The organism is Novosphingobium kaempferiae (assembly GCF_021227995.1).
Classification (GTDB): domain Bacteria; phylum Pseudomonadota; class Alphaproteobacteria; order Sphingomonadales; family Sphingomonadaceae; genus Novosphingobium; species Novosphingobium kaempferiae.
Map to the genome: position 1 here is coordinate 3,932,328 of NZ_CP089301.1, position 16,260 is coordinate 3,948,587.

A 16,260-nucleotide genomic window follows, 5' to 3' on the forward strand; every position below is an offset into this window, starting at 1 on the left:
TTTCCCCTGCGTTCCCGAGCGCTACCGCGCCCCGGCTTACGGCAACCTTACAAGAGCGGCCCAAATCACAGCTCGCGGATGATCCGCAGGCCCGCGTGTGGTCGCCAGCCCAGTTCCTCGCTGTGGACCGCGCCGATCCCTGCCTGCATCGAAAGGTGCCCGCCAAGGCGCTGGTGCAGTTGCGGCATGACCAGGACGTGCCGCTCTTGCCCGGACCGGAAGTTCACCTCCAGGCCCACGCGGCTGGCGTCCGAGAGGTCGTAGAAGGTCGAATGGTTGAGCAACAGCCGCCCGCCGCCGTCCCGGCCCGAGCTGACATCACCCACGCCCGCCATCGCCATCATGCTCCAGCGTTCGTCGAAGCGGTAACCGGCAAGGTAGAGCAGGCTGCTTTCCCACCGGCCGCCTTCCCGGTCGTAGACGCCGAGATACTGGACTCCGTGGACGCCCCGGCCTTCCGCGAACGTGCCGAATGTGCCCTGAAGGCCTACCTTGTACGCCGTGACGTGCTCGTCCTCGAACGGCAGTTCGAGTTCCACGGCGAACCCGTCCGCGACCGCAAGTTCGATCTCGGGCGCCCATTCGACCACGCGGTCCGGCCCGGAAAGGCGCGTCTGGGCGAGGGCGTTGACCTCAAGCTCGCCCGCCCGCGCGCCCAGCGGGCGGACCATGTCGAAGACCATCGGCTCGGGCACGTCGGGATAGTCCTGCGCGGCTGCCGGAGTGGCCGACAGAAGGATCAGGGCGGCCAGTATGGGGGCGGCCAGTATAGGGACGGCAGGCGGGCGGCACGGGCGCATGGGAAAGGACACTCCTGTTGCGCCATGGCTCCATCGCCGCGATAGGAGCGGGATGAGGACGATCCATGGCATCTGCGCGCGGCCAGCAGCATGGCGCGACTTACGGCGACCTTACGGCGCGGCCCTGCATCGGAGCGGTCGATGCGGCTGCTGATCGTCGAGGACGTCGCCGAACTGGCCGAACTGATCGGCTCGCACCTGCGGCAGGCGGGCTTCGCGAACGACATCGTCGGCAGCGCCGAGGAGGCGCGCATACTGGTGGAGGCCGGTAACCACGCGGCGCTGCTGCTCGATCTCGGCCTGCCGGACCGGGACGGGCTGGCCCTGCTGCGCGACTTGCGCGCGGCGGGGCACAAGCTGCCGGTGCTGGCGCTGACGGCCCGCTCGGCCATCGCGGACCGGGTGGCGGGGCTCAATGCCGGGGCCGACGACTACCTCCCCAAGCCCTTCGCCGCCGAGGAACTCGTCGCCCGTGTCGCTGCGCTGCTGCGGCGTAGCGCCAGCGAGCATGCCGACACGCTCGCCTGCGGACGCCTGCAGTACGAGGCCGGATCGCAGACGGTGCGCGTGGATGGAGAGACGGTCGTCCTGCCGCCGCGCGAGGTCCAGTTGCTCGACCTGCTGCTGCGCCATCGTGACAAGGTGGTGCGCAAGACCCAGATCGAATCCGTGTTCTTCGGGCTGGGGGAGGAGTTCTCCTCCAACGCCGCCGAAGTGGGCGTCCACCGCCTGCGCCGCAGCCTGAAGACGCTGGACGCGCGGGCGGAGATTGTCACCGTGCGCGGCCTCGGCTACCTCATGCGGGCCGAGCAGGAGGGCTGATGCGCAGCCACTCCATCCTGCGGCGCATCCTGCTGCTGCATGCGGTGGCGACGCTGGTGACGGCTGCGCTGGTGGCGGGCGGGGCGATGATGCTGGTGGACAGCACCGGCGACCGGCTGCACCGCCAGATCCTCGACGAATATGCAGACAAGATGCTCACGGGGCTCAGCCGAAACCCGGCGGGCGGGCTGACGCTTTCGCCGCAGGCCGGTTCGTGGCTGCGCGGCGGGGGAAGCAGCCTCAGCTTCTGGATCGAGGATCGCGGGCGGCGCGTGCGGGTGGAGGGGCTGCGCTTCGGCCCGGCGCTCAACGTGCCGACGCGGAGCGAACCGGCCTACTTCACGCGCCTTCGCGGCTCCAAGATCTACTCCGGCGTGACCGCGCCGCTGCCCGGCCAGAAGGCGACATGGGTGGTGATCGTGCAGGATCTAGACCATCCCGACGTCATCTTCGACGACCTGCGCACGCAGATCGCGGTCGTCGGCGGGGGGCTGCTCGCGCTGTTCATCGTCGGGTTGCTCGCTGCCGATGCGTGGATCGTGCGTCGCTCGCTCGCGCCCATCGACCGCGCCTCGCGCGAGGTGGAGCGGGTGTCGCCGCACCAGCTTCACCAGCGCGTCGATACCGAGGGCATGCCGGGCGAAGTGCTGCCGCTGCTGCGCGCGTTCAACGTCGCGCTCGATCGGGTGGAGGACGCCTATCGCATCGAGCGGGACTTCGCCGCCGATGCCGCGCACGAACTGCGCACGCCGCTGGCGATCCTGCGCTTGCGGGTCGGCCAGCAGCCGGAAGGCGGCGACCCGCAGCTCCTGCGGCAGATCGATGCGCTGGAGGCCATCGTCGAGCGGTTGCTGCTCGTCGCCGAGGTCGATGCCATGGTCTGCGATCCCTCGGAAGTGGTCGATCTGCGCGCCGTCGCCGAAGAGCGCGTGGCCGCCATCGCGCCGCTGCTCATCGCGGGAGGCAAGCATGTCGAGATCACCGGCCTGCCCGCCGCGAAGGCCCGCGCGTCCGCCCATTTCGCCGAACGCGCGCTCGACGTGCTGCTGGAGAACGCGATGAAGCACACCCCGCCGGGGACGAGCGTGACGGTCAGCGTCGGTCCCGGCGCGACGCTCTCGGTCGCGGACACCGGGCCGGGGCTGGCGGATTACGGGACCGAACGGTTCGAGCGCTTCGGCCTCGCCCGGCGCGATCTGGCACGCAGCGGCGGCCTCGGCCTCGCCATCGCACAGGAACTGATGGGCAAGGTCGGCGGCAGCATAGAGGCGGTGCCGAACGTGCCGCAGGGCGCGCTGTTCCGCCTCGGTTTCGTGGCCGCCGACGCCTGAGGTCTCAGGCCGCCTCGGCCTTCGCCGCAGCCGCCGCATGGAAGTGGGCCGGGTCGTAGTAGTAGGGCTTGATCTCGCAGCACTTGCCGTCGCGGAAGCGGAACATCTCGCACAGCTCGGCGGGCTTGAGCGCGGGGTCGGCGAAGCGCATCGTCAGGACCGCGATGGCGCTGTCCTTGCCGGTGAGGAGGTCGCTGCGGTCGAGGCCGACCACGTCAGCCATGCCCATGGCCTTGGCGAAGAGTTCCTTCAGCCCGTTCTTGCCGCGATAGGCCCCGGCCATCGGCAACGCGTCCGCTTCATAGGCGACGAAATCGTCCGTGAGCATGGCGTTCGCCGTCTCCCAGTCGCCCGCGCCTGCGGAGGCGTAGAGGCGGTCGACGAGGTCGGTGATCTCTTCCGGGGTCATGCTCATGGGGATCCTGCTCCGTGTCTGTTTGGGACGGAGTTTGCCGCCAGCCTGCGCCCGCGCAAACCTAGCGTTTAGACCAGCCTTCCGCTTGCCCGATGCGCGGTTAAGCAGGGGGGATGGGAAAGGTAAGACAGATATTGCTGGCACGGCGGCCCGAAGGGATGCCCGTGCCCGAGGACTTCCAGCTGGCCGAGGCGGAGATGCCCGAGCCCGGCGACGGCGAGTTCGTGGTGGCCATGCGCGTCGGTTCGGTCGACCCGGCGATCCGCGGCTTCCTTGATGACCGGCCCAGCTACATCGAGCCGGTGGCGCTCGGCGCGCCGATCAACGGGATGTCGCTGGGCGAGGTGGTCCGCTCCAACAACCCGGACTATCCGGTGGGTACGTTCGTGCGCGCCTTCGCGACCTGGCAGGACCACTATATCCTGTCGAACGAGAGCTGGGGGCTTGAGAAGGTCCACCAGCAGGCGGGTACCGAACTCTATCACTACATGGGCGCGCTCGGCCCGGTGGGTCTGACCGCATGGGTCGGCCTCTTCGCGGTGGGCGAGGCGAAGGCGGGCGAGACCGTCGTCGTCAGCGCGGCGGCGGGGGCCACGGGATCGACCGTCGGCCAGATCGCCAAGGCCAAGGGGTGCAAGGTCATCGGCCTCGTCGGATCGCCGGAGAAGGCCGAGGTCATCCGCGAACTCGGCTTCGACGCCGCCATCGATTACCGCGCCACGCCCGACATCGCCGCCGAGATCGCGAAAGCCGCGCCTGAGGGCGTGGACGTCTATTTCGACAACGTCGGCGGGGAGATGCTGGAGGCGATCCTGCCGCTCATGCGGCTGCACGGCCGCGTCGCGGTGTGCGGCATGATCGGCCAGTACAACGACGCCGATCACCCCTATGGCGTCAAGACGCTGTGGCAGCTGGTGGTGAACCGCATCCGCATGGAGGGGTTCATCACCTACGATTACCCCCATGTGCTGGAGCAGGCGCAGGCCGAGCTGGACCAGTGGGTCGCCGAGGGCAAACTGCGCCCGCTCGCCAACTTGCGCGACGGGTTCGAGAACCTGCCCGCCGCCTTCATCGACCTCATGTCCGGCCGCACCATCGGCAAGACGCTGGTCTGCATCTGAGATCCTCCAAACGATGGCTACCATGAGCGAAACCTTCCACCCCGTCATTGCCGAGGCCGAGTTTCCCGAGGAGGGCAAGGCCGCCATCCGCCTGGGCGGCTGGAGCGTCCTCGTCGTCAAGGTCGAGGACGGCTACCGCGCGGTGAACGACCGCTGCACCCATCAGGCGGCGCTGCTGTCCCCCGGCCGCGTGCGGCGCGGGGCGATCATGTGCCCCCTGCATGGCGCCCGCTTCGAGGCCGCCACCGGCCGCTGCATCGGCGGCGCCTACGCGGACCTGCGCACCTTCCCGCTGCGCATCGAGGGCGGCGTCATCGAGGTCGCCGTGCCGGATGAGGCGCCGGGTCCGAACGAACGGCCGGTCGGGGTCTGACGCACCTCCTGCGTCATTGCGAGCGTAGCGAAGCAATCCGGCGCGATGTGATGGCGCTGGATTGCTTCGCTACGCTCGCAATGACGAGGTGAGGGCGGGCTCGATTACTCGCACAAGGCATAGTTTCGCCTGTCGAGGCAGGGGTTAGCATCCTCCCGAAATCATATGGGAGAATGCCGAAATGCCCTTCACCGGCCCGTTCGAGGACCGCCTCGCCATTCGCGAACTGCTTGAGACTTACGCCGACGCGGTGACGCGCCGCGATGCCGAAGCCTGGGGCGCTACCTGGGCGCAGGACGCCGAATGGTCGCTGCCCGACTATCCCGAACTTGGCACCACCAAGGGGCGCCCGGCCATCGTCGGCATGTGGATCGAGGCGATGAAGGCCTATCCCGGCATCATGTTCGAGGCATGGCCCGGCTCGGTCGAGGTCAGCGGCGAGCACGCTGTGATGCGGAGCTACACCTCCGAGGTCTACGATCAGGACGGCGTGACCATGCGTGACCGCGGTGTCTACGAGGATACCTGCGTGAAGATCGACGGCAAGTGGCTGTTCAAGAGCCGCTCGTTCCGCAACATCCACCGCCAGCACGCGCCGAAGGGCGTCTGAGGATACCGTCGTCCCGGACTTGATCCGGGACCGCTGGCCGTCTTTAGGCGGGTGCCATCGGCGGGGGCTTCGACAAGCTCAGCCTGAGCGGGATTAGGGTAACAGGCCCTTGCCCCGTGGTTCGTCATTGCGAGCGCAGCGAAGCAATCCACGACTGGCCTCGCGCCGTTGGATTGCTTCGCTGCGCTCGCAATGACGATTCAGGGGGCGTCTCGCGCGGAAAGCCGGAACAGACCGCGTTCAGGCTTTCTTGCGCAGTTGGACTACCGCCCAGGTACTCATGATGATCGCGACGGCCACTCCGACCGCTATCGAGACTATCGCAGCAATGCTCATGATCGGCCTCCTTGCCGCATCATAGCATTCTGTCGTCGTCATTCAAATCCGGACAAGCGCCATAGAAAAAGGGGCGGGGCCTTGCGGCTCCGCCCCCCTTCTCTTGGTCTTGGGAAGGATCAGAACTTCTTCGTCACTTCCACCATGACGGTGCGGGGCAGGGTGCCGAAGCCGAGCTGGTCGGCCTTGACGCCCGCCGGGGTGCCGGTGCCGCCGCCGGTCGAGGGACCATCGACCACGCCGGTCACGTAGAAGCGGTTGGTCAGGTTCTTGCCGATGACGGCGAGCTGCCAGTTGCTGTCCTCGGCGCCGAAGCGGATGCCGGCGTCGAGCGTCACGTACTTGCTCTGGCGCGACAGCGGGTTGCCGAAGCCCGAGGCGAGGTAGCTGCCCGAGTACTTGGAGTCGACGTTGAAGCCCAGCTTGTAGGCCGAACCGACCGACATCTCGTAACCGATGCCGAGGTTGCCGGTCCACTTGGGCGCAACCGAAAGCTGCGTGCCGGTCAGATCCTGACGGCTATTGCCCTGAAGGTTGCAGCCTTCCGCCGGGGTCTGGCCAGCGAAGCAGGGGGCCAGCGGGAAGTCGATGTAGCGCGCCTCGTCGTAGTTGATCGAGCCGTGCACATCGAGGCCGGGCACGCCGTTGGGCGCGAACTCGAACTCCACTTCCACGCCCTTGGTGCGCGCGTCTGCGGTCAGGGTCTGGAACGCGAAGATCGGCGAGTTGAAGAAGTCTACCTGCAGGTTCTTGTACTTGTAGTTGAACGCGGTGACGTTGAAGCGCAGCTGGCGGTCGAGCAGCGTCGACTTGAAGCCGATCTCGAAGCCTTCGGCCTTCTCGGGATCGAAGGTCAGGTCGGCGGTGGGATCGGTCGAGAACTTCGAGTTGATGCCGCCGTTGGAGAAGCCGCCCGACTTGTAGGCGGTCTTGTACGCGCCGTAGACCATGAGGTCGGGCGTGGGCTTCCAGGTCAGCGTGGCTTCGGGCGACCAGTTGGTGAAGTGCTGGCGCGCGGTCACGACACCGAGGCCGTCGGGGTCGTTCTGGTCGCGGAAGATGCCGAGGACCAGCGGGTTGTTGTAGGGCTGCGTGAAGAAGCTGTTCTTCGTCTCGTCGGTATAGCGCACGCCGCCCGCCAGTTCGAGGCTGGGCAAGATCTTGTAGGTCGCCTGGCCGAACACGGCCATCGTCTCGCCTTTGGTGAAGCTGCTCTTGGCGGTGGTGACGTATTCGTAGCCCGCGGGCGCGGCGGAGTTGGAGACGCCGCCGGTCAGCACGAACTGGTCGAAGTCACGCCGGGTCTTCTGGTAGAGCATGCCCAGCATGAAGTTGAACGGCCCGTCGAATTGCGTCAGTGCGCGCAGTTCCTGGCTGAACGCCTTCCACGACGAGTTCTCGGTCGCCCACGTCGGGCCGATGCCGTTCTCGCTGCCGCCAGACTGGAAATCGCAGGCGCAGGTCCAGCGGTTGTTGTTCCACTGGTAGTTGGTGACGGACGACAGCTGCAGTTCGTCGGCATCGTAAGTCAGGTTCAGGGTGCCGCCCGCCGAACGGTACTTGTTGTAGAGCGAGCCGTCCTTCTTCGCATAAGGATAAGTCGCGGCGATGTCGGCGGGCATGTTGTTCTGGTGGGTGACGAAGTCCTTGCCGCAGGCATAGCCGTTGAGCTGCGAGGTCTCGCCGTTGCCGCAGCGGTACGCGACATAGTTCCACGAGGAGTTGTTGACCGTGCTCTGGTCGAAGCTGCCCTTGAGGGTGGCGGTCAGGCGGTCCGTCGGCTCCCACTTGAGAGTGGCGCGGGTGAGGAATTCCTCCTCGCCGGGGGCCTTGCGTGCCGCCGGGGTGGCGACGTGGGTGGTCGGGTTGCCGGTGCCGCCCGCGAGGACGCTGACGGAATCGACTTCGGTGTAATTGATGTCGTCGGCGACGTTGCGGTAATAGCCGCCGTCCATCTTGGAATAGCGCGCGGCAAGGCGGAAGCCGAGCGTCTCGGTCAGCGGGAACGAGGCGTAGCCTTCCACGCGGTACTGCTGGCTGCGGAATTCGTAGCCGCCCTTCAGCATGAATTCGGGCGCGGCGGTCGGATCTGCCGAGGTGATGGAAATCACGCCTGCGGTCGCGTTCTTGCCGAAGAACAGCGCCTGCGGGCCCTTCAGCACTTCGACGCGGGCAAGGTCGAAGAAGCCCTCGTTGATGACGCGGCCCTGGCCGTAATAGGCACCGTCGACGACGACGGCTACGGACTGCTCGATGCCGATCGAGGTGGAGGACGAGCCGATGCCGCGCAGGGTCAGCTGCGCGCCCGAACCGTTGGAGGCGCGACCGACGCTGAACTGCGGGGCGATGGCGGTGATCTTCTCGACGCTGGTAACGTCGCGGGTGGCGATCTGCTCGGCCGAGATGGCGGTGACGGCGACCGGAACGTCCTGCACCGTCTCCTGCCGCTTGCGGGCGGTGACGATGATGTCGTTGAGGCCGCCCTGCTGCTGCTGGGCCGCGTCATCCTGCGGCGCGACGGCGGGCGCGGGTGCTTCCTGCGCCATCGCGGGCGTGGCCATCGTCAGCGCCGTGGAGACGAGCAGGACGGATTTGGGGATACGCATTTCAGAAACCTCCCGTATTCTTGTAATCGTTCTTGCATCCTGCCTAGACCCGCGCGTTTCCGGGGGTGTCCTGTGCAAACGGATAGCCCTATCAGTTTGGACAGGTGGCCTGCGGGCTGGCGGGCGCGAGGGTCTGCGCGAGGAGACCTGAATTGACGCGCTGCCGTTTCTGGCGACTGGATCGCCACCCCGAGGGAAATACCGATTTCGCCCGTTTCCTGAGCCTGCAGGAAGAGGACTGCGCCCCGCTTGCCGAGGGCGAAGTGCGCATCGCGGTCGAGTGGCTGTCGATGGACGCGGGCACGCGCATGTGGATGAGCCCGCGTACCGACGGCTACCAGCCGCCGCTGCCGCTGGGCTCGAAGATGGTCGGCCTCGTACTTGGCCGGGTGATCGACAGCGCGGACGTGGCCTATCCGGTCGGCGCGCTGGTGCGCGGCTTCGGGCAGTGGGCGGACGTCGCCACCGTCGTCCCTGCGCTGACCGGGCTGGAAGTGGTGGACGAGACCGTCGCCGATCCGCGCCAGCACTTCGGCGCGCTCGGCATGAATGCGTGGACGGCCTATGTCGGCGTCAGGGAAGTGGCGGCGGTCAAGGCGGGCGAGTGGCTCGTCGTGTCAGCCGCGGCGGGCGCGACGGGCAGCCTTGCCTGTCAGGTCGGCAGGAACCTCGGCGCGAAAGTCGTCGGCATCGCGGGCGGGGCGGACAAGTGCCGCTACCTGATCGATGAGGTCGGCGTCGACATGGCGATCGACTATCGCAATGAGGACGTGGCGGCGCGGCTGGCCGAAGTGCCGGGCGGCGTTAACGCCTTCTTCGACAACGTCGGCGGCCCGATCCTCGACGCGGTGCTGGGCAACATGGCGCATTACGGCCGCGTCGCCGTCTGCGGCATGGTCGCGGGCTACGACACCGACGCGCCGATGCCGGGCCCGGCGAAATTCGACCAGGTGCTCATGCGCCGCCTGCGGATAGAGGGGTTCTTCATCCCCGACTTCCTCGAACGCGGGGCGGAGTTCATGCCACAGCTGCGCGGCTGGCTGGACGCCGGGAAGCTGGCGGTCCGCTTCGACGAAACCGCCGGGCTGGACAACGTGCTGACTGCCTACGAGCGGATGCTGACCGGCAAGAACATCGGCAAGGTGGTGGTCAGGCTCTAGGGGGCGGTCGACCTTAACTCTTCGTCATTGCGAGCGTAGCGAAGCAATCCAGCGTCACGGCACCGCGCTGGATTGCTTCGCTACGCTCGCAATGACGATGTAAAGGGGGCGGTGACGAATTTGGACCTCAGGCCGTAAGCTTCGCCAGCCAGGCCTGCGCCTGCTTGGGCTCACCCACCGCCTGCGAGCTGACCGGACCGCGCTGGTTCAGAAATTCGCGGTGCAGTTCGAACGGCTCCATGAACAGCTGCTCGCGCGCGGCGTCGATCTCTTCCGCCAGTTCAGTTAGGTTGGCGATGGTCGGCGCGACTGCGGCGCGGGCATGGCGGTCGGCGTTGTGGTCGAACAGGCCCCACTTGCCCGCGGCCGTTACCCGCAGCGCTGCGATCAGCGCCTCGCGATAGTCCGCTTCGAGGTCCGCACGGTGCGCGTCGAGGCGTTCGAGACGATCTGCTTTTGCCATCGAGATCGCCTAACGCAGGGCTACGATGGCGGCAAGCACGGATACAGTTGACAAATATCGCCAAATAGGTTATATGGCCCAGCATCCGCCGGACCTGACGTACAAGGGTTCGGCGGTGTATCGGGTCGGCGTCGTGGGCCGGGATGCGGTATCAAGCCGTAGCTACGCACCACGGTGTCCATCGAAGACCCGGACCGTCCTCTAGGCTCTGGCCCGGCCGTTCCCCCAACCGAGTTCTCGGCCTGGGAGCGGCTCTCCCGGAAGTCCCATGACCGATACCGACGCGAGCCCCAACGTCGGTCATACCGGACAGGTCCGATGGAATACAGGTCGAGCCGGGCTGCTCTCCGCACCTACCCGGCCACTCGCAACGCGCTGTGGAAACAAAACCCCCGCGTCCCGTCCGGACGCTCACGACGCCGACCCGATGTTCACTCTCGGATCCTCGCGTCTCTTCCCCCGGCGTTAGGCCCGCACTCGCCAGCGGGCGTTTTCGTGTGTCCGGCGTTCGTCGTCGTCCCGGGCTCGACCCGGGACCGCTGGCCGTGACCGGCCCACCGCGCTGCACGCGCCCTGCCGACAGCACCTACCCTAAAGACAGCCACCGGTCCCGGGTCGAGCCCGGGACGACGCCAATTCCTCCCCGAGCTTGTCTCGGGGAGGGGGACCGCCGCCGCAGGCGGTGGTGGAGGGGGATAGACCATCCCATTCCCCCTCCGTCAGCGCTTCGCGCTGCCACCTCCCCGAGCAAGCTCGGGGAGGAATTAGGTGCTACCTTCCGCCCAGCATTACTAGCCGATCGGGCGTGAGCAGATCGCGCCTTGGGCAGCCAAGCTGCGCCATCGCGGCTTCCAGCTCGGTGCGTAGGACGTGGATCATGTGCGCAACGCCGGGCATCCCCGCCACCGCCAGCGCGTGCATCTGCGGGCGTCCGACCAGCACAGCCGCCGCGCCGAGCGCCAGTGCCTTGGCCAGGTCGGTTCCCATCCGGACCCCGCCGTCGAGCAGCAGCGGCACACGGCCCTGCGTGGCTTCGGCGACGCTCTGGATCAGTTCGAGTGCACTCGGCAGACCATCCAGCACACGCCCGCCGTGGTTGGAGACGATCAGCGCATCGGCCCCTTCGTCCACCGCCCGCGCGGCATCCTCCCCCAGCACCAGCCCCTTGACGAGGATCGGCAGCGAGGTCGCCTCGCGCAGCCATGCAAGGTCATCCCATCCCGGTGCGGCATCGGTGAGCGGGGTGCCCAACAGGATCCTGCCGCCCGGCACCGAGGTCTGGCGCGGACGCGGCATTCCGGCGAGGTTCACTGCCTCCACCCCCGCCGGGAGCGTCATGCCGGCAGGCTTGAGCGCCGCGTCGACGGTCAACACGATGGCCTCGTATCCTGCCTCCTCGGCGCGGCGGACGAGTTGCAGGCTATGCTCGCGCTCCGGCTGGAGATAGAGTTGGAACCACAGCGGCGCAGGCGCGCGGCCAAGTTCGCGCGCCATCCCCTGTCCGGCGGCGGCGATGTCCTCGAGCGGCACGCTCGACAGGGTGCTGACGACCATGCCGGTGTCGAGCGCCATGGCCGCCCGGACGCAGGCCAGTTCGCCTTCGGGGTGGGCGAGGCGCTGGTAGGCGATCGGCGCCAGCAGGATCGGTGAGGCATGGCGACGACCGAGCAGTCCGATCTCCGTGCTGCCGGTGAGGTCGGCCATGGCGCGTGGCAGCAGGCCGATGCGGTCGAACGCGGAACGGTTCTCCGCCAGCGTGATCTCGCGGCCTGCGCCTTCCTGGATGTGCCGCCATGCTTCCGGCGTCAGGTGTGCTTCGGCGCGGCGCTCGTAGTCGGACAGGGTACGCAGGTCCGGCGGGATCGCGGCGAGCGGCGGCAGGGGCGCGCTCACGTTGCCGACCATTGCCGCAGCAGGTTATGATAGACCTGCGTCAGCGTATCGACAGAGGCATGTTCTGGATGGTCGGTCGCGACCGACTGGATCGCACCGTCGAGTTCGAACATCAGCCGCCGCCGCTCGGGCGAGGCGATGAAGCTCTGGGTCCAGAAGAACGAGACGAACCGCACCCCGCGCGTCACCGGCATGACGCGGTGCAGGCTGGAGCCGGGATAGACGATCAGGCTGCCCGCGGGGAGCTTGACGGTATGCGTGCCGAACATGTCCTCGATGACGAGTTCGCCACCGTCGTATTCCTCCGGGTCGGACAGGAACAGCGTGCTCGACACGTCGGAGCGCAAGTGTTCGCCGGTGCCGGGGATCGGGAAGATCGCGTTGTCGACGTGGTTGCCGTAATGGCCGCGTCCGTCGTAGCGGCTGAAGCGGGGCTGGAGCACCTTTGCGGGCAGGGCGGCGGCGATGAACAGCGGGGTCTGCGACAGGCGGCCTAGCACGCGGTCGGCAAGCTGCTTCGCGAGTGGGTGATCGAGCGGGAGCTGTTCGTTCTCCTTGACCAGCGCGGCGCGATGCCCGGCGGTGGCGCGGCCGTCTGCCCAGTCGGCGGTCTGGAGCGCCTCGCGAATCTCGCGGACTTCGGCGGCGTCGAACAGTTCGGGAATTTCTATGACCATGCGGTCTCTATTTGCCGAGGATGCGGCTGCTGACAATGATCCGCATCAACAATAACGAAACCCGGCGGGTACGCTCGGTGAGCACCCGCCGGGCCGTTGGGATCGTCGATTACATCTTCGCGGTCAGGGTGAACACTGCCGAGCGCGCGTCGCCCGGGGTCGCCCAGCCGTTGTTGCGGATGCGCGTGAAGTACAGCTTGTCGCCGATGTTCTTGACGTTCAGCTGCGCCGAGATGTTGGGCGAGATCTCATACGCCAGGTAGCCCTGGTGGATGAGGTAATCGTCCGAGAACGACGCGGCGGCGGTCGGCGTACCGGCGGCGAGCATGAAGCGGCCCTGGTAGGTGAAGCCGTAGCCGATGGTCAGGCCGAAGGGCAGGCGGTACGTGGTGAATAGGCTGCCCGAGTGCTTCGGGGTCTGCGGCAGGTACTGGCCCGCGCCCGGGTTCGGGTTGGCCGCCGAGTTGGTGCAGGTGCGCACCGGGTTCGTGGTCTGCGCGCCGGGGTTGGCAAGGCAGAAGTCCGAGACCGACTGCAGCAGTTCGCTGTCGAGATAGGTGTAGTTGGCGGTGACGTTCCAGTTCGGCGTGATGCGGCCGGTGACGCCCAGCGCGATGCCGTCAACGCGCGACTTGCCGTCGAGCTGCTGGTCGGGAACGGTCGGGTCGCCGGAGACGACGGCGTACTTGTCACGCTCGTTGCGGAACGCGGCGGCGGTCAGCAGCAGGCCGCCGTCGAACAGTTCGGCCTTTGCGCCGATCTCGTAGTTCTTGGCCGATTCCGGGCTGATGTTGCAGGTTGTGTTGACCACGCCCGGCGCCTCGGCCGTGCACGAACCGTTGACCGAGTTTTTCGACGGCGTGCGCGAGTTGCCGTAGGCGATGTAGAGGCTGACCGCCTCGACCGGCTTGTAGTTGAGGCCGACGCGGTACGAGAACAGCGTGTCGGAATTGCTCGCCTTGGTGCCTGGCGTCACCTGGCCCAGCGTCGCGGTCGCGGTCGAGATCGTGTCGGCGCGCGAGCTGCCGGTGTTGCGCTCGATCCGGGCGCCGCCGCTCAGTTCCAGCTTGCCCAGCTTCATCGTGTCGAACAGGTAGCCCGCCACGTTGGTCTGCTCACCGATGGTGTGGCCGGCGCGGATGAAGTTGATCGCACCGGTATAGACGTTGCTGCCATACGTGAAGGCCGAGGTAGCCGGGCCGACGATCACTTCGTTCGGGTTGTCGATGTTGATCAGCGGCAGGCGGGTGAAGGCGTTGGTGCCGTTGGCGTTACGCAGCACGTTGCCGTTGTAGAGGTCGTACTTTTCCCAGGTCGCGGCGGCACCGACGTTGATCGTGTGCTCGATCGCGCCGGTGTTGAACACGGCCTTGACGTCGAACTGGTCGAACATCAGCTGGTTGCGCGTGTCGCGGGTCGTGCCGCGCGGGCCGGTGGCGTAGTAGTAGCCTGCCGGAACCAGCACGTTGTTCGGCGCGGCGGTCGTACCGATGTTGACGGTGCAGGCCGCGCCCGTGGGGGTCACGCCCGAGGACAGGCAGTACGTGCCCTGCGGCGGGTTCACCATGGTCAGCTGGCGTGTGTCCTGCCAGCGGGCGAGGTTGCGGATCGAGACGCTGTCGCTGACTTCATGCTCAAAGATCGCGGTCAACTGGTCGGTGTTGAGCTTCTGGCGGTCGACGTTGCGGAAGCCGAAGTAGTCGCTGCGGTGGACGCCCGGGATCGTGCCGCCGTTGTAGTAAGGCAGGCCGTACTGCGGGATGTTGTCGTCTTCCTGATGGACATACTGCAGCGTCAGGCTGGTCGGGCTTTCGATACCGATGGTGATCGAAGGTGCGACGCCCCAGCGGTCGTACTTCTCGACGTCGCGGCCGGGCACGTCGTTGCGGTGCCACATGGCGTTGAGGCGCACGGCGATGAGGTCGTTGACGCGCTTGTTGAGGTCCGCGGTGGCACGATAGTAATCGTCGGTGCCGACGCCGCCGGTGACGACGTAGGCGTCGTCCGCCTTCGGGCGCTTGGTGATGATGTTGATGTTGCCGCCGACCGAACCGGCGCCCGAGATCACCGAGTTGGCGCCGTTGGTGATCTCGATCTGCTCAAGGTTGAACGGGTCGGTGCGGGTGATCTGCGCGCTGTCACGCACGCCGTCGATGGTGATGTCGTTCGCCGCGCTGTAGCCGCGGAAGTTGATGTTGTCGTTCGGGCCGGTGCCGCCTTCGCCAGCGCCGAAGGTGATGCCGGGGACAGTGGCGAGGACATCGCGCAGGGTCAGCAGGTTCTGCTGCTCGATCACCTCGTTGGTAAGGACGGTGATGGTCTGCGGCGTGTCGCGGACGGGGCGGGTGCGCTTAGGCGATTCAAGGCGGCGGCCCGGCTCCTCGGTGATCGCGCTGTCGCTGACGGTCACGCCGCCGAGGCTGCGATCGCCGTCAGCCTGCTGAGCATGGGCGACGGGCGCAAAGACCGGCGCGATGCAGGACAGCGCAAGGAACGTGCGGCGCGCGGCCGCCTTGGACTTGATGGACATGTCTTCCCCTCTGAAGCTTGACGGAGGGGCTGATATTGAGAGTTACTCGCATTATCAAGTGCCCATTTCAAAAATGTTTCCTGCGGTTTTCATTTTTGATGCAGGGTGTTGAACTTACGTTGCAACATGACCCGAGCACACGATGTTCAAGCGGGCTCCAGCAGCGCCTCGAGTTCAGGGCTGACCCATTCAACGATATCGTCGTCAAGCCGGGTGAGCACGCGGACGGCAAGCTTTTCCCGGATGGCGAGATCGCGCATCGTGCCGGGCTCCAGCACGCACAGCGCCGTGGCCCAGGCATCCGCGAGCATGGCCGAGGCATGGACGACGCTGACCGCCATTGCATGTTCCACCGGCAGGCCGTTGCGCGGATCGATGGTATGCCGTCCGCGAACGTAGTCTCCCGAGGTCGCGACGGCGAGTTGGTGCAGGGCGATGCGCAAGGGGGCGATGCCCTCAGCCGGTGTCTCGAGATCGACCCACCAGGGATCGCCGTCTGGACGCAGGCCGCGTCCGACGAGTTCGCCGCCGATTTCGACAAGAGCGTGGTGGCAGCCCATGTCGTCCAGCAGCGCGGCGAGCGCATCGACGGCGTAACCCTTGGCGATGCCGGAAAAATCGAGGCGCAGGCCGCCGGGCTGGCGCAGGCGGCGGGTCTCGGGTTCGTATGCAAGGCGGATGAAGCCGGACACGGCGCGCGCGGCCTCGATCTCCGCAAGCGTCGGTGGGCGCATCACGGGCGTTGGACCATGGCCCCACGCGTTGACGAGTGTGCCGACGGCGGGGTCGAACGCCCCCGCCGAACGCTCCGCCACATCGAGCGCGGCCTCCATCACCCGCGCGAAGTCGGCGGGCAGGGTGAGCCATGCCCCGCCATCGGCGCGGTTGAACCGGCCGAGCAGGGAGTCCTCGCGCCAATGGCTCATCTGGGCGAGAATGTCTTCGAGGCGCGCCTTGATGGCAGCCGCCACCGCCGCTCGGTTGAAGCCGGGCGGGGCGGCGAGTTTGACGCGCCAGGTCGTGCCCATCGTCTCGCCGCCCATCTCGACCACTGGCAGCCCCTGTCGCCAGGTGGCGAACGAGGCGGGGTCTATCTCGAGCGGGACGGCGAGACGCATGGAGG

14 protein-coding genes are annotated in these 16,260 nt (G+C 67.1%); 6 read left to right on the forward strand and 8 right to left on the reverse strand.

Annotation, left to right across the window (positions count from 1 at the left end; translation table 11 throughout):
• Positions 1-65: 65 nt before the first annotated feature.
• Positions 66-800 (reverse strand): hypothetical protein, encoded by a 735-nt coding sequence (locus tag LO787_RS17940; RefSeq protein ID WP_232492352.1) that lies wholly within the window; start codon positions 798-800, stop codon positions 66-68.
• A gap of 141 nt (positions 801-941) precedes the next feature.
• Here LO787_RS17940 and LO787_RS17945 point away from each other — a divergent pair, with 141 nt between their 5' ends.
• Together LO787_RS17945 and LO787_RS17950 are read left to right on the forward strand one after the other, a co-directional pair.
• Positions 942-1,622 (forward strand): response regulator, encoded by a 681-nt coding sequence (locus LO787_RS17945; RefSeq protein WP_232492353.1) that lies wholly within the window; start codon positions 942-944, stop codon positions 1,620-1,622.
• Positions 1,622-2,953 carry an ATP-binding protein gene (locus LO787_RS17950; protein ID WP_232492354.1) on the forward strand — a complete coding sequence of 444 codons (1,332 nt, stop codon included), beginning with the start codon at positions 1,622-1,624 and terminating at the stop codon, positions 2,951-2,953. The genes LO787_RS17945 and LO787_RS17950 overlap by 1 nt, the downstream gene beginning before the upstream one ends.
• 4 nt (positions 2,954-2,957) lie before the next feature.
• Here LO787_RS17950 and LO787_RS17955 read toward each other — a convergent pair whose 3' ends face one another.
• Positions 2,958-3,368, reverse strand: coding sequence for a nuclear transport factor 2 family protein (locus LO787_RS17955; RefSeq protein WP_338045386.1), 411 nt, complete (start codon positions 3,366-3,368; stop codon positions 2,958-2,960).
• 113 nt (positions 3,369-3,481) lie between these two features.
• Here LO787_RS17955 and LO787_RS17960 point away from each other — a divergent pair, with 113 nt between their 5' ends.
• The 3 genes from LO787_RS17960 (at position 3,482) to LO787_RS17970 (ending at position 5,472) form a co-directional block, all read left to right on the forward strand.
• Positions 3,482-4,489 carry an NADP-dependent oxidoreductase gene (locus tag LO787_RS17960; RefSeq protein ID WP_232492355.1) on the forward strand — a complete coding sequence of 336 codons (1,008 nt, stop codon included), beginning with the start codon at positions 3,482-3,484 and terminating at the stop codon, positions 4,487-4,489.
• A gap of 22 nt (positions 4,490-4,511) precedes the next feature.
• Positions 4,512-4,862, forward strand: coding sequence for a Rieske (2Fe-2S) protein (locus LO787_RS17965; RefSeq protein WP_232492356.1), 351 nt, complete (start codon positions 4,512-4,514; stop codon positions 4,860-4,862).
• A gap of 181 nt (positions 4,863-5,043) precedes the next feature.
• Entirely contained in the window at positions 5,044-5,472 is a 429-nt protein-coding gene (locus LO787_RS17970) for a nuclear transport factor 2 family protein (RefSeq protein ID WP_232492357.1), read from the forward strand.
• Positions 5,473-5,927: 455 nt separating this feature from the next.
• Here LO787_RS17970 and LO787_RS17975 read toward each other — a convergent pair whose 3' ends face one another.
• The gene (locus tag LO787_RS17975; RefSeq protein WP_232492358.1) at positions 5,928-8,414 is read right to left on the reverse strand and encodes a TonB-dependent receptor; all 2,487 of its coding nucleotides are present in this window, start codon (positions 8,412-8,414) and stop codon (positions 5,928-5,930) included.
• Positions 8,415-8,566: 152 nt separating this feature from the next.
• Here LO787_RS17975 and LO787_RS17980 point away from each other — a divergent pair, with 152 nt between their 5' ends.
• Entirely contained in the window at positions 8,567-9,574 is a 1,008-nt protein-coding gene (locus tag LO787_RS17980) for an NADP-dependent oxidoreductase (protein WP_232492359.1), read from the forward strand.
• Between the two features lie 127 nt (positions 9,575-9,701).
• On the opposite strand, the gene LO787_RS17985 is transcribed toward LO787_RS17980, so the two are convergent.
• The 5 genes from LO787_RS17985 to LO787_RS18005 all read right to left on the reverse strand — a co-directional run bounded on the left by LO787_RS17985 (position 9,702) and on the right by LO787_RS18005 (position 16,255).
• On the reverse strand, positions 9,702-10,037 hold the full coding sequence (locus LO787_RS17985; protein ID WP_232492360.1) for a hypothetical protein: 336 nt from the start codon (positions 10,035-10,037) through the stop codon (positions 9,702-9,704).
• A 771-nt stretch (positions 10,038-10,808) separates the two neighbouring features.
• Entirely contained in the window at positions 10,809-11,930 is a 1,122-nt protein-coding gene (locus LO787_RS17990) for an alpha-hydroxy acid oxidase (protein ID WP_232492361.1), read from the reverse strand.
• Complete coding sequence (locus LO787_RS17995) at positions 11,927-12,607, reverse strand: Fe2+-dependent dioxygenase (protein ID WP_232492362.1); 681 nt, start codon at positions 12,605-12,607, stop codon at positions 11,927-11,929. The genes LO787_RS17990 and LO787_RS17995 overlap by 4 nt, the downstream gene beginning before the upstream one ends.
• A 109-nt stretch (positions 12,608-12,716) precedes the next feature.
• Positions 12,717-15,137 (reverse strand): TonB-dependent receptor, encoded by a 2,421-nt coding sequence (locus tag LO787_RS18000; RefSeq protein ID WP_232492363.1) that lies wholly within the window; start codon positions 15,135-15,137, stop codon positions 12,717-12,719.
• Positions 15,138-15,283: 146 nt separating this feature from the next.
• On the reverse strand, positions 15,284-16,255 hold the full coding sequence (locus LO787_RS18005; RefSeq protein ID WP_232492364.1) for an FAD:protein FMN transferase: 972 nt from the start codon (positions 16,253-16,255) through the stop codon (positions 15,284-15,286).
• Positions 16,256-16,260 lie beyond the last annotated feature (5 nt).

Excerpts from the sequence above, each read along its gene's own strand:
- LO787_RS17965 (WP_232492356.1), top strand. The coding sequence starts at position 4,512 with ATGAGCGAAACCTTCCACCCCGTCATTGCCGAGGCCGAGTTTCCCGAG.
- LO787_RS17995 (WP_232492362.1), bottom strand. The coding sequence starts at position 12,607 with ATGGTCATAGAAATTCCCGAACTGTTCGACGCCGCCGAAGTCCGCGAG.
- LO787_RS18000 (WP_232492363.1), bottom strand. The coding sequence starts at position 15,137 with ATGTCCATCAAGTCCAAGGCGGCCGCGCGCCGCACGTTCCTTGCGCTG.
- LO787_RS17975 (WP_232492358.1), bottom strand. The coding sequence starts at position 8,414 with ATGCGTATCCCCAAATCCGTCCTGCTCGTCTCCACGGCGCTGACGATG.
- LO787_RS17970 (WP_232492357.1), top strand. The coding sequence starts at position 5,044 with ATGCCCTTCACCGGCCCGTTCGAGGACCGCCTCGCCATTCGCGAACTG.
- LO787_RS17940 (WP_232492352.1), bottom strand. The coding sequence starts at position 800 with ATGCGCCCGTGCCGCCCGCCTGCCGTCCCTATACTGGCCGCCCCCATA.
- LO787_RS17955 (WP_338045386.1), bottom strand. The coding sequence starts at position 3,368 with ATGAGCATGACCCCGGAAGAGATCACCGACCTCGTCGACCGCCTCTAC.
- LO787_RS17945 (WP_232492353.1), top strand. The coding sequence starts at position 942 with ATGCGGCTGCTGATCGTCGAGGACGTCGCCGAACTGGCCGAACTGATC.
- LO787_RS18005 (WP_232492364.1), bottom strand. The coding sequence starts at position 16,255 with ATGCGTCTCGCCGTCCCGCTCGAGATAGACCCCGCCTCGTTCGCCACC.
- LO787_RS17985 (WP_232492360.1), bottom strand. The coding sequence starts at position 10,037 with ATGGCAAAAGCAGATCGTCTCGAACGCCTCGACGCGCACCGTGCGGAC.
- LO787_RS17950 (WP_232492354.1), top strand. The coding sequence starts at position 1,622 with ATGCGCAGCCACTCCATCCTGCGGCGCATCCTGCTGCTGCATGCGGTG.
- LO787_RS17960 (WP_232492355.1), top strand. The coding sequence starts at position 3,482 with ATGGGAAAGGTAAGACAGATATTGCTGGCACGGCGGCCCGAAGGGATG.